This is a genomic window from Arcanobacterium hippocoleae (assembly GCF_031456295.1).
Lineage (GTDB): Bacteria > Actinomycetota > Actinomycetes > Actinomycetales > Actinomycetaceae > Arcanobacterium_A > Arcanobacterium_A hippocoleae.
Map to the genome: position 1 here is coordinate 216,304 of NZ_JAVDUJ010000001.1, position 14,479 is coordinate 230,782.

General features: G+C 57.3%; 14 protein-coding genes and 1 pseudogene. 9 read left to right on the plus strand and 6 right to left on the minus strand.

The features are described 5' to 3' along the window. Positions 1–492 precede the first annotated feature (492 nt). Positions 493–1,191: a recombinase zinc ribbon domain-containing protein gene (locus tag J2S36_RS01030; RefSeq protein ID WP_309954671.1), complete on the plus strand. Its 699-nt coding sequence runs from the start codon at positions 493–495 to the stop codon at positions 1,189–1,191. Here J2S36_RS01030 and J2S36_RS01035 read toward each other — a convergent pair. The 6 genes from J2S36_RS01035 to J2S36_RS01060 are packed head-to-tail and all read right to left on the minus strand — an operon-like array spanning position 1,175 to position 8,891. Beyond that, positions 1,175–3,763, minus strand: a complete 2,589-nt coding sequence (locus tag J2S36_RS01035; protein ID WP_309954673.1) for a DEAD/DEAH box helicase — start codon at positions 3,761–3,763, stop codon at positions 1,175–1,177. The two genes, J2S36_RS01030 and J2S36_RS01035, sit on opposite strands and share 17 nt — an antisense overlap. After that, positions 3,763–5,607 (minus strand): site-specific DNA-methyltransferase, encoded by a 1,845-nt coding sequence (locus J2S36_RS01040; RefSeq protein WP_309954675.1) that lies wholly within the window; start codon positions 5,605–5,607, stop codon positions 3,763–3,765. Before J2S36_RS01040 ends, J2S36_RS01035 begins: the two co-directional genes overlap by 1 nt. After that, a complete protein-coding gene (locus J2S36_RS01045) occupies positions 5,608–5,832 on the minus strand; it encodes a helix-turn-helix domain-containing protein (RefSeq protein ID WP_309954677.1) in 225 nt (74 codons plus the stop codon). Then, positions 5,829–7,550 (minus strand): DUF2326 domain-containing protein, encoded by a 1,722-nt coding sequence (locus tag J2S36_RS01050; protein WP_309954679.1) that lies wholly within the window; start codon positions 7,548–7,550, stop codon positions 5,829–5,831. Before J2S36_RS01050 ends, J2S36_RS01045 begins: the two co-directional genes overlap by 4 nt. Continuing rightward, complete coding sequence (locus J2S36_RS01055; protein WP_309954681.1) at positions 7,540–7,767, minus strand: ABC-three component system middle component 7; 228 nt, start codon at positions 7,765–7,767, stop codon at positions 7,540–7,542. Before J2S36_RS01055 ends, J2S36_RS01050 begins: the two co-directional genes overlap by 11 nt. Beyond that, positions 7,764–8,891 carry an ABC-three component system protein gene (locus J2S36_RS01060; protein ID WP_309954683.1) on the minus strand — a complete coding sequence of 376 codons (1,128 nt, stop codon included), beginning with the start codon at positions 8,889–8,891 and terminating at the stop codon, positions 7,764–7,766. Before J2S36_RS01060 ends, J2S36_RS01055 begins: the two co-directional genes overlap by 4 nt. A gap of 459 nt (positions 8,892–9,350) precedes the next feature. Between J2S36_RS01060 and J2S36_RS01065 the strand changes: the two genes are divergently transcribed. From J2S36_RS01065 to J2S36_RS08645, 8 genes and pseudogenes are all read left to right on the plus strand, one after another. Then, a complete protein-coding gene (locus tag J2S36_RS01065) occupies positions 9,351–9,863 on the plus strand; it encodes a sigma-70 family RNA polymerase sigma factor (protein ID WP_309954684.1) in 513 nt (170 codons plus the stop codon). A gap of 15 nt (positions 9,864–9,878) precedes the next feature. Continuing rightward, positions 9,879–10,133: a hypothetical protein gene (locus J2S36_RS01070; protein ID WP_309954686.1), complete on the plus strand. Its 255-nt coding sequence runs from the start codon at positions 9,879–9,881 to the stop codon at positions 10,131–10,133. Continuing rightward, positions 10,130–10,561 carry a hypothetical protein gene (locus tag J2S36_RS01075; protein ID WP_309954688.1) on the plus strand — a complete coding sequence of 144 codons (432 nt, stop codon included), beginning with the start codon at positions 10,130–10,132 and terminating at the stop codon, positions 10,559–10,561. The genes J2S36_RS01070 and J2S36_RS01075 overlap by 4 nt, the downstream gene beginning before the upstream one ends. After that, positions 10,548–11,689: pseudogene (locus J2S36_RS01080) on the plus strand (DUF2800 domain-containing protein). Before J2S36_RS01075 ends, J2S36_RS01080 begins: the two are co-directional and overlap by 14 nt. 10 nt (positions 11,690–11,699) lie before the next feature. Further along, a complete protein-coding gene (locus J2S36_RS01085; protein ID WP_309954690.1) occupies positions 11,700–12,257 on the plus strand; it encodes a DUF2815 family protein in 558 nt (185 codons plus the stop codon). 7 nt (positions 12,258–12,264) lie between these two features. Continuing rightward, complete coding sequence (locus J2S36_RS01090) at positions 12,265–12,429, plus strand: hypothetical protein (RefSeq protein WP_309954692.1); 165 nt, start codon at positions 12,265–12,267, stop codon at positions 12,427–12,429. A 70-nt stretch (positions 12,430–12,499) separates the two neighbouring features. Next, the gene (locus J2S36_RS08640; protein WP_445344338.1) at positions 12,500–13,069 is read left to right on the plus strand and encodes a hypothetical protein; all 570 of its coding nucleotides are present in this window, start codon (positions 12,500–12,502) and stop codon (positions 13,067–13,069) included. 151 nt (positions 13,070–13,220) lie between these two features. Continuing rightward, entirely contained in the window at positions 13,221–14,456 is a 1,236-nt protein-coding gene (locus J2S36_RS08645; protein ID WP_445344339.1) for a DNA polymerase, read from the plus strand. Positions 14,457–14,479 lie beyond the last annotated feature (23 nt).

Here is a 14,479-nt window from a genome sequence, read left to right on the forward strand (position 1 = left end):
GTGAGGGGTTGCGGCGGTGGTTTCGCCTCTTTTTGTCGTCGGTTTAGGTGGCGTGGGGTGGCGGGTTCTTGTTGCCGCTAAAAAGTATGGGTTCCGCTAAAAGGTATGGGTATCTGCTAAAAAGTGTTGGTAAGCGCTAAAAGGTTTGTGTAGGTCTTAAAAGTACGGGACTGTGCCACAGGTCGGGTCGCAGACCGTATCAGGTTGGATACAAGGGTTCGTGGGGCGTGAGCGACCTGGATTGGAAGAAACTCGCGCGCCACTAGGGAAAGCTCGGGATAGCGCGAGCCGTTGAGCGGTCTACTCGGACGGTTCGGCTCCGGCGGCGACTTGTCCAGGAGGCGTCGTGGTTCGACGTGAACCACGAACGATACAGCTGTCAGTGGAGCGCCAAAAGGTGCGGCAAGCGCCAAAAGGTAGTGCCGGTTACGACTTGCTATTAGCCCTGATTAGAGCGTGTATGTACGTGACGCAAAGACAGGAGCCACCACCATGCACTACCCCGAACTCGCAACAGTACAAGCTCGCCTGACCTACCGGCTGATCAGCTTCCTCCTTGAAAACCTCGCCGCCGGGCACACCGTCGAGTGGATGGACGCATTCCGCGCCCAACGCCACACAGCCAGCGTCCTCAAGATCACCGAGAGGGAGTTGCCTTGGCTCGCCACTCGCGTCGACCCGAGCGGCCACAAGTCTTTCGGTCGGCGCATGTCTGGCAAGATCGTATGCGGCGACTGCGGACGGCCGTTCGGCCACAAGACCTGGCACTCCGGTACCCCGAACCGGGTCGACGTGTGGGAGTGCCCCACGAACTACGTCAAGCGCGGCACCTGCACCACCAGCCACCTCTACCAGGAGGTGCTGCTGGCCAAGATGGGTGAAGCACTGCAGGTGCTCGCTGGGCGCAACAGCACGGCGGTCGACCAGGCCGTGGACAGCCTGCAGTCAACGGGTGCGCGGCGACGTCCATCGACGCTCAGTGCCGCGATCGACAAGCTCCTGACCGAATCGCCGACGCAGCTTGCGTTCCACATCCCGGACTTCCTTGCGGTTCTGGAGGGCGGGTGCAGGCTCACCGATGGCAGGCTCGGATTCGTGTTCATTACCGGCGAGGCCGTCACCCTCGACCTCCCGCAACGCTGGAGCCCCGTGATGCGCCCAGGCGAACTCGCAGCTACAGGGCGTTGCTGACCGGGCTGGCGAAGGCTTTCAGGTCTTCCCACGAGTCGGCACGGGCGGTGTCTTGCTCGTAGGCGATCAGATAGCCCCAGTGCTGACCGGCGTAGGCATCCTCAGCCACCAACCGGCGCACCAACGCCTCGGCAGCCTTACGTTTGGCCTGCACCCTGGCGTCATCGCGGCCGCGCTCGTCCTTGCCTTCGATGATCCAATGCACCCCGTTGGTGTCCAAGGCTACGAAGTCGGGGAAGTAGCGGTCTTTCGCGTTGTAGTACACGAACGTCTGGTCTTGCGGATGCAGGCGATGCCACCACACGATCCCCGGCGACGTGTTGAGCAGGCGAGCAAGCTGGTATTCGCCGGTGAAGGAGTCGAAGGACTCCTCGGCGAATAGCGACTTGAACCAGCCGCCATAGACCCGGCCTCGCACGAACTGGTCACGACTCTCGATCTGGTCATGCACCTTCTCACCCAACGGGAGCGTGTAGCCGGTGCCTGGCATCGACTTAGGGTGTATGGTCGGCACCTCGCGGGTGGCTCGCAGTGTCTCGGTTGTGTAGTTCTTGATCAGCGCTAGGAGTTCGGCGCGGGCGGAGTCGAGGGATTTGACGGTCCAGCCGGTGAACGTCACGGCGCGCATGAACTTCGGCACCAGGAACGTGGCGACGTAGCGAGCGGTCTGTTCGGTTTTGGGCACCAGCGACATGTTGATCACCAGTTTGACCAGCGCCTCCTCGGCGTCGGCGTCGTCGACGTGGACGGAGTCGACTTCGGCGCTTTCTCGATCCTCTGCCCGGAGTTTCTTGCCTAGGGCGGCGATGATCTCTTTGCGCAGCAGCACGTCCCCAGCAGAGGTGACCCGACGCGCTGCTTGCTCGATCTCGGCGTCACTGATTTCTGACAGGTCAATGGGCGGCTGCTGCACAGTCATCGTCGTCACCGGGAATCGGTAGGACACGTCAGCAAAGCTCGGGTTGCGTCCGATAGAAACCAACTCCCAGGTGGGCTGATCCTCCTGCTCGGTGATGGTGCGAACCCCGACACCGGGCAAACCCGCCCCCGGGGAATCACTGCCGCCGACGGGAACGGTGCCCGGCTGCGGAGCCATACCACCGGCGACCTCACCACTGACACCGGTGCCCGGTTCAGAACCGGTTGTCTTCGTTGGTTGGTCACCGCCGGTCGTGGGCGTACCTGTACCCGTGCCGGACTCTTCGGCGGCTTTACGGATCGCCTCTTCTACCTTGGCTTTGTCGGGCTCGGCGATGGCTTCGTCCAGGCCGAACTGCTGCAGCACGTTCTCGGCGTTGAGCAGCTCGGTGAAGGATTGGTGGGCGATGATGTCGAGCTGATCGATCTGCCACACACCCGTATACCGGCCGAACGGCAGCCGCAGCCCGCGCCCCATCGTCTGCTGAGTGAGCACTTCGGACGCCATGGCGCGCAGTGTGACCACCACGGCAATGTTCTTGACGTCCCAGCCTTCCTTGAGCTTGTTCACGCTCACCACTGCCAGCACAGGCGATTCGGGCCGATCCAATTCGTCGAGGCGACGCTGAGTCAACTCATCCTCGTGCTTGGAGTCCACCTGCAGCACAGCCTCGTCTTTGCCGAAGTATTCGGGGGTGCGCAGCAGCTCAGCCACCTGGGTGGCGTGCTCGACGTCCGAACAGACCACGAAAACCACCGCGTTGACGTGGGCGCGGTTCTGGTTGGCAGCGTAGGCGTCATAGTGGGCCTGCTTGATCTGGCGCAGTTGAAGCGCGTCACGTAGCTGTTGTTCTTCGGAGGATTCATCGGAGCCGTATCCGGTCTTACGGAACGCCAGCACGGGGGCCTTGACGTACTTGTCCTGGATCGCCCGGTAGAGCGGGTACTCAAAGATCACGTGATCGGTCTTCTTATCCACCGAGGCCGTCAGACCGATCGCCGCCGCTGGATCGAGTTCCTTCAACGCTGCATTGAACGCGACCGCGCTGGACCCGTACAGGTGGGACTCGTCGGCGATCACAACCAGATCATCGAGACCCTTGAGGTAGTCGAAGAGCACGCCGGCGTTCTCATCGAACCGGCGGGGCTTACGGCGCATCGCGTCCTGGGTACCACCGTGGGTGTCACCCTCGGCTTCCTTCGGCGCGATGAGCTGCTGAATGTTGAAGATAAACGCCAGCATTGGCACTTCACGGCCGAACGCGAGTCGAGCCGGGCCGTTCTGCCGGGCGATCCACGCCGAGTAGTCCTGTGGGGTCACCACCTCGGGCGGCACCGCCGTGCCGGTGATGTAGCGGGGTGTGCCGGGCGTGAAGTTCTGCACCGTCTTCGCCTGCACCGTCTTGCCTGGGGTGACGATGACGACGTTGCTGACCCCTTGGCGGCGCAGATACTCCATAAACGCGGCCATCAGATAGGTCTTTCCCACGCCCGTAGCGAGGTTGAGCACCTGCATCACGGTCGGGTCATAGTCGCCGTCGAGAGTGAAGACCAGCTGGCGCAGCGCTTCCTTATTCGGAGCACGCAGGTCGAACTCGGCACTGATCGACTCCAGCATGTCGGAGTCAAAACTGATGTTGAGCCTGTTCGCCATCACTGGTCACCACCTTCGCTGTACCGAAACACATCATCGGGTAAGGCAATCACCCGCGACCCCTTCACAGCCTTGCGCAGTAGTTGGCGCACCCCATCCATCACGCTCGTCGCGGCAAGCACGATGGTTTCCCCGGGCTGCACCTGTGAGGCCAGCCAATCAACAATCTCGGGCGTGGCAACCCCCTCAACGACTTTGAGTAGCATGTTACCTCGGCGAGCGTCGAAAACGTAGTCATCATCCGGGTGCAGTAACGTGAAGCCGAGATTCGCAGCCACAGACTCGATCAGAGTCTGTCCGGTCGCGGCCGCAGTTAGCATCACCCGATCAAGCGCGGGGTCGTAGTCAAAACAGGCAGGCGAGAGATGCGCGACCTGGAAACCACCGCCACCACGCCAGTTCACTACTTCTTTCGTGCGTCTGGTCTTCGAGGCAGCCTTCAACGCCTTCACCTGGGCGCTGGTCTTTAGCTCTGGGTCGTCCTTGATCAGCTTGTTGAGCACGCTCGTGAATTTCGCGGCGTCCTCCGGCGAGACACCATCAGGCAGCCCGTCTTCCGTAGCGTCGACTCGTTCGCCCTTAGTCCGAGTGATCCCTCCCAGGTCTTCGTCGTTGACGACCTTCTCCAGACGCGGACGCGTGAACGTCGTGAACGTCGACTCCAACAACTCACACGTCACCCAACGCCGCCCCATCTTCTGCGCCACCGCAGCCGTCGTACCAGACCCAGCAAACACATCCAACACAATGTCGCCAGGATTCGAACCGATATGAATGATGCGCTCCAGCAACTCTTCTGGTTTTGGGGTGTCGAATGGGCTCCTACCAGGGAACATGGACTGCAAATGCTTATCGGCCGCATTGTTGTACACGAAATCAGCGATCTCATCGGCCAACCACAGCGTGGGCCAGGTAAGGCCAGCCCTAGTTTCGGACAGGTATGCCTTCTTAACAGGTCCGCTATGACCAGTGCGCCCGAAGATTATACGTCCATCCCTTATTCCGCGTTCCATGTCTTCCTGGGAATACACCCAGTTGCGTCCAGCAGCAGGAGTGTATGCGACTCCCGTCTGGGGATTAATAATCGAATAGCGCAGATGCTCAACATTTCTGCCACCCTTCGCGTTAGCGTCAACCGGGTGCGTAGCCCAGGGGCCACGAGGATCACCATCGGTATTGATATAACCTCCGTGCCCGGTAGGACGTGGGCGCAAGTTGAAGGCGCCCTCTGAACCGTAGACCAGAATTTTGTCGTCATTAGCTGCCATAGGGCGATCATTTGGCAAGTTCCCGCGCTTCTTCCACGTGACTTCACCAATAAATGAGCCAGAAGAAAACACCTCATCCAGAAGAAGCCGCATGCGATGGTTCTCAGAAAAGTCCAGGTGGATCCATATTGACCCATCATCGGCGAGTAGCTTCTTCATGTGCATGAGCCGGTCGCGCATCATGGTCAGCCAGATGGAGTGTTCCAGGTTGTCTTCGTAATAGTTAAACGCCTTCTCGGTGTTAAACGGCGGATCAATGTAGACCAGCTTCACCTTGCCGACGTACTTCTCGGCAAGCTCGGGCACGCGGGTGAGGGCTTCGAGGACATCGCCCGATTCACCCAAGATCAGCAGGTTGTCATCCTGGGGCTCCAGGTCAGCGCGCTCGGAGTAGGCGAACTCGTCAGACTTCGGTGTCTGCGCACCTTGCACGTAGTCGTCTAGCACGAGGGTGTGGGTTTCGCAGTAGCGCGGATCAGAGGGGTCAACCCACGTGTAGCCGTACTTACCGGTCTCGGTAGGGATAAGGGCCTTGTCCTTGTTGTACCAGGTGAGTTGGAGACGCTGAGCGGTCATCTAATCGGTCTCTCCCTTCAGGTCGGTGGGGACGACCTCGCAGATGTCAGCAATATCGCAGTCGAGCGCTTGGCAGATGCGGGCGAGGACGTCGGTGGTGACGTTGCCATCACGTCCTAGTTTGGCGATGGTGGCTGGTGATAGGCCGGTTGCGTGGCGTAGGTCTTCTCGGGTCATGTCGCGGTCGATTAGGAGTTTCCATAAGGGTTTGAAGGTGATAGTCACGTCTGGTCGTCTCCTGCATCATGTTGGTCGGTTTCGAGGTTCCAGGTGAAGCCGTAGAGGGCTTCGGAGCCTTCGTCGAGGTGGATGATTTGGTTCTTGGCAACGGAGTCCTCGGCTCCGGTGCCGTAGGCCTTGGTGGCATCGAAGGAGAAGAACACCTGCTTGGGTTCGTTCGCACCGCTGGTGAACGTGCTGCTGTCGGCATAGATGTTGAGTAGTTCGCGTACTGGTGCGAAAGCGACGGGTTTGATGATTGCCGAGTCGTGGATGAGGAACGGTAGTGGTGTGCTGTGAAGGGTGGCGAGGTCGAATACGATCAGGTTCTTGGCCTTGGCACCAGAGCCTGTGTCTCCGTTGTGGTCGAATGTGTAGGAGACACCTTTGGTGGCGGCTTTGAACGTGAACAGTGGGCTCTTGCGGTGTTGTTGCGGGTAGAGAGCATCGTTGACAGTTTTCATCTGCGCGTTGATTGTGTCAGCGAGATGCCCGAGGGTGTTGGGGATTGCCTCGTCGATTTCTTGTTTGAGCTGTTTGCTTTCCTTCTTGAGTTCCTGGTTGTGGTCGAAGGTATGGATTTGTTCTTCGAGCCGGTTGATCTTGGCTTGTATCTCGGCGGACTGGTCGTAGACCTCGTCATCGAGCCGCACGGATTCGCCGAGAGCCAGGATTTGGGCTTGGAGGTTGTCGATGGCGATTTGAAGTTGGGCTGCTTGTGCCTGGTAGTGATGTTGCTGCTCGTGGAGTTGATCTTCGAGAATGCCGGTGAGCTGGTGGTGGTAGTACTCGATGGTTTCTAAGGATTCACGGTTTGCGTTCGGGAAGAATTCGTAGAACTCTTCTAGATCTCGGGTGGTGATGCGTGTTTGCCCAGACAGGGTGGCGTTGACGATGGCGAGTCTGCTGTTAATCGCGTCGAGCTGTTGTGTGAGAGGTCGCAACTCGGCGCGGCGTTGTGCCTGCTCGTGCCTGGCTTGGCGTTCGGTTTCGAACAGGTCGAGGTCGGCGTGGGTGCGTAGCTGTTTGGCTTCACTGCGGGCTTGAAGAAGTTCTCTTTGGGCTGCGTCGCGTTCTTTCTTTGTGGTGAACTTGATGTAGTTGGAGTACTTACCCTTTGCCATCGCGTTGAGCGCGTCGACTTCTTTGCGTACCTGGTCGTAGCGGGATTGGATCTTGTCGATCTCTTCGTATGCACCGAAGAGCCGAAGTAGTGCTTTAGCGCCGTCGATGTCGTTGGCGCGTGCAGCTGCGGCTAGTGGCCTGTCGAGCAGGGCCATGTCGCGTTCGTCGACGCGGCTGAACCGCCCAACCAGTTCACGCCATGTGCCGCCGGTATCCCCGAGACCGTATTCGTCGAGCAAGAACTGTTGGTATTCAGAAAGCTCGTAGTCCCGATCCAACTCCTGCCAGTTTGGGTCGTGGTAGCGAGTGACGAACCCGGGCCTGTCGGTAGCACGGACGAAGTGATGGTCTTTATCGTGCAGTCTGAGGGAGAAGTGTATTGCGTGATGGCCGACGGCTTGCGGGAGTCGCACAGCGTCGGAGTCCAGGAAATCTTTCCCAGCGTAGACGAAGTCGATTATTTGCAGCAGTGTTGACTTGCCGATGGAGTTTTGTGCTTCGTCAGCGCCCTCAACGATGTTCAACCCGGTATGCAGATTGATGACGGGGCGGGGTTTTCCTTCCTGTTTGAATGCGGGTGACCAGAGTCTAGTGAGCATGACTGAGCACCCCTTTACTGGTGTCTAGGTCGAGCACCCCGAGAGTGAGCAGGAGGGTGAGGGCATCAATGAGGTCTTCGGTGTGAAGTTTTTGAGCGAGTTTGCGTTGAAGATCTAAAACCGAGATTGGGCTTTCGTCAATGGTTTTTAGGATCGTTACGAAGTCGGCAAGCACTGATTCATTGAATCGGTATAGCTTGTTGGGTAGGCGGATCACAGTATCTGCCTCCTCGGTTTAAACAGCTCACAGATTTGCGTCAGGAACGACACAACAACACCGCATGCATATTCATCAACATTTGTGTGCCGGTGAATCCACTCGGTTAGGCGTGACCATATCTCATCTTGGCTCAACCCTGCATCGACGAGAACTCGCCACGCGCCCCAAATGTCGTCTCGCATCCGCTCAAAATCAAGTTTTCCTACTTCTTCGAGAGATTTAGCTTTTTCACGAACAACTGATTCGTAGATACTCATGTGGTCTCGCACGCGTCGAACAAGCCTTGTGTCATCGAGTTTTTCCTGCATCGGCATCACGTCGTAGGTGATGTTTGGGGCAAGGTTCTCCACCGGCAGGTTGTATATCGCTATCAGTAGGTCGGCAATTTTCTGGTCTAAGCCAAGTGGAACAAGGTGCTCACCGACATGATCGTTCAAGGACAGCAATCTGTTAGCTCTACGCAGTTCGGCGACGTCTTGTGGCGTGTGGCTTAGCTCGTATCTTTCTGCACACGGTTTACATAGTGCGGCAAAGTCATCGGCTGTGTATTCAGCTTGATCAGCATCAAGGAAAACTATCGTGTAGGAGTCGGCTTGCTGCCCGTGGGAAGAAATACCTAGCGGCATACTGCATTTAGTGCAACCTCGTGAGCGGGCGAGAATGAGTTTTTCGTATCGAACACGAGCTGTTTGAATAGCGATCTCTTCAAGCACTGCCTCCTTGCCCTTATCGATGCCGGCCTTGTCGTGAATGATCTCGACAAGTAGTCGCGCAACATCATCTGGGAAATGATCGAGCCGAACCTGCTCACCGTATGCGGCGATGTGATCGGTGATTAATTGCTGAGTTTCCAGCTCCAGCCCGTCAAGAATGTTTACAAAATTCTTGATTCCCCAACGTGCGGTTATCGCTTTTGCAAGCTTCTTAGTGAAAGCGCTGTCAGTTGAGGCCATTCTTTCTAAGGTCGCGTCGCTTGGTAGAAACGAGGGGTCAGCCCGCGTAGTCCACTCAGTCTCAGTAACAGTTGTAAACATTGAGATCAGTTCTCGCAGATACGGTGCGCGAGCGAGCCCGCCAGGCACGAGCGGATGAAGAGCGTCGGCCAGTTCAAAGAACTTCATCACCCTCCTGCCATCGAAAATCTCACGACTCCTCACGAAAGCCCATCACGTTTTCTCACGGTTCCAAACAGCTGTGTTCGTAGCCTGAAAACAGATCTCCGGGCACACCATTCGGGATCGCGTTTGTGTAGAACTTCTTCACATTTTACTGCATTAGCAGAAGAAGACAGACACGACACGGTCTCGACGCGATGTCTGGAGGAAAGGGCTCAGGCAGTCGACGGCATGAGCCCCATGAGGTGAATCGGCCACATTCCGTGGCAGGTGCTCCTACATAGTGCCGCGTGCTGATCACACAAGGCCGTCAACCATAAGAGACGCGCAAGAGAAGCAAGTGGCAGGAACCCATGTGTTGGGTTCCTGCCTTCTCGTTTCTCTACCGCACTGTCGCCTTGCAGCGTTGACACCCGAACTTGCTTCCTCGAGCGGGTCTCCCTTTACCAGAAGGGAACCCCACTCATGGGATTCATCACTTATCACAGTGCTGTTGGCGCTCCGATTGTTATTGAGGCCAACGACCAGTGGGTCGAGATCGTTGCTGAGCTTGACCGGCAGGAATACAACAACGAGCACGGCTACTACCGTCAAGACCGTAAGGGGGTCAAGTTTTGTTCTTGGGAGGTATACAACGCCTTTGGTAACCAAGAAACGGGAGCTTGCCCATCGGTGGAAGACGTCATTTGTGACAAGGAAACTGCCGAGGAAAAAGACCGTTCCATCCAAACCATCAGGCAACTGCTCTTCGACCTGGTCAAGGGGCTACCTGAGGTGCAGCGAGCAGTCATCGTGGCGGTGCTTGTCGAGCAGCGTTCGCAGGTTGATGTTGCTGCGCAGCGTGGCGTGTCGAAAGCGGCTGTCTCGAAAACCTTGAAAAAAGCGACCCAACGGCTACGCGATGGGCTGGCAGCGGCAGGGGTTAACTCGGCTGATCTTTCTGGCCTTCTAATGAGCGGAGCACACAGCAACGCTTAAGGAAGGAGAAGAAAGATGAGTACAAAACTCAAAGTCAAAATCGGCAAACACCCCAATCCTGAGGCGCTGCTCTCAACAAAAGAAATCCAGCCGAGTAAGCGGATACTGCGCACTATTTTCGGCACCACTAAACCACGCCACAAGATGGCCATCATACTGCCAGGCACTGAAGCAACCAGTGTAGAAATTCAACACGTCGAACCCGACGACGATCTGATGGCTTTAGCCCATGCGGTTGGTGTCGCTGGTAGTGGTGGTGATCGGTCGTGAACGTGTCGGATGCGAATTATGTGATTGCCGCGTTGAATCAGGTGGCTGAGTTGGTTACCGGGTTGGCGGTGGATGTGGAGCGGCTGGCGTGGGAGGGGTTTGAGGATCACGCGGGAATGTCTGGTGCTCGTCCTATCGCGGCAGCCCAGCTGGCACAACCCGCACTAGAGGAAGCGGTAGCCGAATATGGAGCCACCCACTCGCAGGCCCCCGAACCTACACCAGCACCTGCACCTGAACCAACACCTAAACCTGTGTCGTTAGAGCAGGTGCGTGGCGTGCTGGCCGCCTTGTCCTCTCAGGGGTTGACGGTGAAGGTGCGGGAGTTGATTGTCGCTGCGGGTGCGGACAGGCTTTCTGCGGTTGACCCAGCCAAGTATTCGTGGTTGTTGGAGCAGGCTAAGGGGTTGGCTGATGGCGACCTCTGATCATGCTTTGTTGTCTGCTTCTGGTGCGCACCGGTGGTTGAATTGCACGCCCTCGGCACGTCTGGAGTCTGGTGAGCCGGATTCTTCGTCGTCTGCTGCCGAGCAAGGAACTGCAGCTCACGCTTTAGCGGAGTGGAAGCTACGCCGCGCCCTCCACCAAGCATCCACTTTCAAGCCAGAGTCCGACTGGATCGACGAGGAGATGGAGCGCCTGACCGATGACTACGTGTCGTTCGTCCAGGAGCATATCTCGCTGGCGCGGGAGACCTGTGGTGATCCGCAGGTGTTGGTTGAGCAGCGGCTGGATTTTTCTCATGTGGTGCCGGGTGGTTTTGGTACTGGTGATGTGGTGATTATCGCGGAGCCGACCTTGCACATCATTGATCTGAAATACGGCCAAGGCGTGCTTGTTGATGCGGAGCGGAATCCGCAGCTCATGCTCTACGCCCTGGGGGCACTCTACGCGTTCGGTGACTTGTATGACATCGAGACAGTGACGTTGACGATTTTCCAGCCCCGCCGCGGCAACGTCTCAACCTGGCAGATACCCGTCACCGAGCTTCTCAACTGGGCCGAAACTCAGGTTAAACCAATCGCCGAGCTGGCTGCTCAGGGTGAGGGCGAGTTCCGGTCGGGGTCGTGGTGTTTTTTTGCAAACTCGCGCCCACCTGTCGGGCACGTGCCGAGGCCAACCTGGCGCTTGCCAAGCTGGAGTTCGCGCCACCAGCCGAACTGTCCGACGTGGAGATTGCCGACGTGCTCACACGGATCCCACAGCTCAAATCTTGGGCTGCTGATGTTGAGGCCTACGCCTTGTCAATGGCTATGAATCAGGGCAAGGTCTGGGCTGGTTTCAAGCTCGTTGAAGGCCGCTCCATCCGCCGCTACACCAACGAAACTCAAGCTGCTGAGACACTCGTCAAGGCTGGGGTTGTGGATGTGTTCGAGCAGAAATTGAAAACTATCACTGCTTTGGAGAAGCAGCTCGGTAAGGCTCGGTTTGCTGAAATCCTCGGCTCACTCGTCACAAAACCTGCAGGTAAACCGTGCCTTGTCCCTGAGGGCGATAAGCGTCCCGCTATTCAGGTCGCTGATGCGGCCACCGACTTCCAACCAAACAACAAGTAAGGAGAAAACTATGTCAACGAATACTACGAATTTGACCCGTGTGGTCACCGGTGAAGTGCGCCTGTCTTATGCGCATGTGTGGGATGCGACCGCTGTCGAGGGCGGAAAACCCAAATACTCCGTCTCCCTAATCATCCCCAAAACCGATATCACTACTATCGGCAAAATCGAGCGTGCCATCGATGCCGCTATCGAAGCGGGTATTGCGAAGTTTGGTGGCAAACGTCCGAATAAGGCAGCGCTCAAGTTGCCGCTTCGTGACGGTGACGTGGAGCGTGATGACGACGCATATAAGAACGCCTATTTTGTTAACGCTAATTCCGTGACGGCTCCGCAGATTGTGGATGAGCATGTCCAGCCGATCCTGGATCGTTCCGAGGTGTATTCCGGCTGCTACGCCCGCGTCAGCCTCAGCTTCTATGCGTTCAACACGAACGGTAACCGTGGTATTGCGTGTGGGTTGGGTAATATCCAAAAGCTACGAGATGGCGAACCTTTGGGCGGCGGCCGAGTGAGTGCTGAGTCTGACTTTGGTGCGTTCACCACCGACGATGACTTCCTCAACTAAGGAGACCATGATGAATGAAGCCTGTTACGAAGCCGCCCTTTGGGCAAATACCGTCACCCTGCTTTGGGCCTGCGTTGGTGTCGCTCTAGGGACATTAATCACCAATTGGTTTGAGCTGCGGCGGCTAAGAAAGCTCCGTGAAGAACTGGCCGAGAAACTCAACCTCAACTAACCAACCCTTTCTATATGGTGGGGGCCGACACGCCCTGGTTGGCTCCCACCCTTATCTCTAGGACGAAACTTTGCGCACCATAGCAATCGATATTGAGACTTTCAGCCCCGTGAACCTCGCCAAGACTGGGGTCTACCCGTACGCGGAGCACCCAGATTTTGAGGTGTTGTTGTTTGCTTATGCGGTTGACGGTTTGCCGGTGCGGGTGGTTGACTTTGCCCAAGGTGAAGCCCTACCTACTGAGGTTCTTGAGGGGCTGGTTGACCCTGGTGTGGTGAAGTGGGCATTCAACGCCACCTTCGAACGGGTCTGCCTCTCCGCATGGCTACGAAAACACCATCCGGGCTTGTTGCCAACCGGGTTTCTTGACCCGGCACAGTGGCGTTGCACCATGATCTGGGCGGCTTATCTGGGTTTGCCGATGAGTCTCGACCATGTTGCTAAAACCCTCCGGCTTGATGTGCAGAAGGATGCTGCTGGTAAACGCCTAATCCGCCAGTTCTGCACACCCACCGAAGCCAACATCCTCTCCAACGGCACCAACCGCAACCTACCCGCATCCGACCCGGCCGGCTGGGCAAGATTCAAACGCATAACGCCCGTGACGTCGAGGTGGAACAAGCAATCCAGCACCGGTTAGCGAAACACCCGATGCCCAAGGCCGAGTGGACGGCCTACGTGCTAGATCAACGCATCAACGACACAGGAGTCCTACTCGACACCGCCTGGTTGATAGCGCGGTCGCCATCGATGCTCAGCACCGTGAGGCAACGTTAGCTAGAGCCAGGGCGGTGACGGGGTTAGAGAATCCGAACTCGCCAATCCAGCTCAAAGAATGGCTCGCCACACGCGGCTGCTACATGAATGGGCTCGCCAAAAGTGAAGTCGAACAAGCCCTAGAAACCGCCGACGGCGAGGTTCGCGAGGCGCTGCAGTTACGCAGCGAACTGGCGAAAAGCTCAGTGAAGAAGTATCAGGCGATGCAACACGCCAAAGGCCAAGATGGCAGAGCCAGAGGTTTGATTCAGTTTTATGGCGCGGGCAGGACAGGCAGGTTCGCAGGGCGATTGGTGCAGGTACAGAATCTGCCAAGGAATTACCTGCCAGACCTCACCCCGGCTCGCACCCTCGTGCGTCAAGGCAACCTCGAAGCCCTCCAGTTGCTTTACGACTCCGTGCCCGACACCCTCTCACAGTTGATTCGAACCGCGTTCATCCCCAGCCCCGGTAACCGATTCATCGTCGCGGACTTTTCTGCCATTGAAGCGCGCGTCATCGCCTGGCTGGCAGGAGAAGAAACCACCCTGGATGCGTTCCGTGACGGTAAGGATTTGTATTGTGAAACCGCATCCCGCATGTTCAATGTCCCCGTCGAAAAACACGGTGCCAACAGTGAGTTGCGGCAGAAAGGGAAAATCGCAGTTTTGGCCTGTGGCTATGGCGGCTCCGTAGGTGCGTTGAAGGCAATGGGGGCACTACGCATGGGCTTATCCGAGGCAGAACTGAAACCCATCGTCCAAGCGTGGCGGCAGGCTAACCCCAACATCGTCCAACTCTGGGCAGACATCGAGACCGCAGCCATCGAAGCCATCACCACCAGAAGCTCAGTGCGGTTGCGGAATCTGCGGTTCAGCTTTGAGGCAGGGATGTTGTTCGTCGAGCTGCCGTCTGGCAGGAGGCTTTCGTATGTGCAGCCGGGGTTGGGTGAAAACCAGTTCGGCGGCACCTCTATCACCTACACTGGCCTAACCACCGCCCGTAAATGGGCCCGGCTCGAGACTTATGGTGGGAAACTCACCGAAAACATCGTCCAAGCTATCGCCCGAGACATCCTCGTCCACGCCATGCACCAAGTAGCCGCAGCCGGGCACAAGATCGTGATGCACATCCACGATGAAATCATCATCGAAACCCGCACAGCCACCATCCAAGAAATCTGTGGACTGATGACCAGTCCGCCCGACTGGGCTGGCGGGCTACCACTAGCCGCCGACGGCTACGAATGCGACTACTACCGCAAAGATTGATGTCTTCGTAGTTTCGCTAGCCA

What these genes read in the sequence shown, in the direction of transcription:
- J2S36_RS01030 (WP_309954671.1), top strand. Translation starts at nt 493, where the DNA reads ATGCACTACCCCGAACTCGCAACAGTACAAGCTCGCCTGACCTACCGG.
- J2S36_RS01035 (WP_309954673.1), bottom strand. Translation starts at nt 3,763, where the DNA reads ATGGCGAACAGGCTCAACATCAGTTTTGACTCCGACATGCTGGAGTCG.
- J2S36_RS01040 (WP_309954675.1), bottom strand. Translation starts at nt 5,607, where the DNA reads ATGACCGCTCAGCGTCTCCAACTCACCTGGTACAACAAGGACAAGGCC.
- J2S36_RS01050 (WP_309954679.1), bottom strand. Translation starts at nt 7,550, where the DNA reads ATGCTCACTAGACTCTGGTCACCCGCATTCAAACAGGAAGGAAAACCC.
- J2S36_RS01060 (WP_309954683.1), bottom strand. Translation starts at nt 8,891, where the DNA reads ATGAAGTTCTTTGAACTGGCCGACGCTCTTCATCCGCTCGTGCCTGGC.
- J2S36_RS01065 (WP_309954684.1), top strand. Translation starts at nt 9,351, where the DNA reads ATGGGATTCATCACTTATCACAGTGCTGTTGGCGCTCCGATTGTTATT.
- J2S36_RS01070 (WP_309954686.1), top strand. Translation starts at nt 9,879, where the DNA reads ATGAGTACAAAACTCAAAGTCAAAATCGGCAAACACCCCAATCCTGAG.
- J2S36_RS01085 (WP_309954690.1), top strand. Translation starts at nt 11,700, where the DNA reads ATGTCAACGAATACTACGAATTTGACCCGTGTGGTCACCGGTGAAGTG.
- J2S36_RS01090 (WP_309954692.1), top strand. Translation starts at nt 12,265, where the DNA reads ATGATGAATGAAGCCTGTTACGAAGCCGCCCTTTGGGCAAATACCGTC.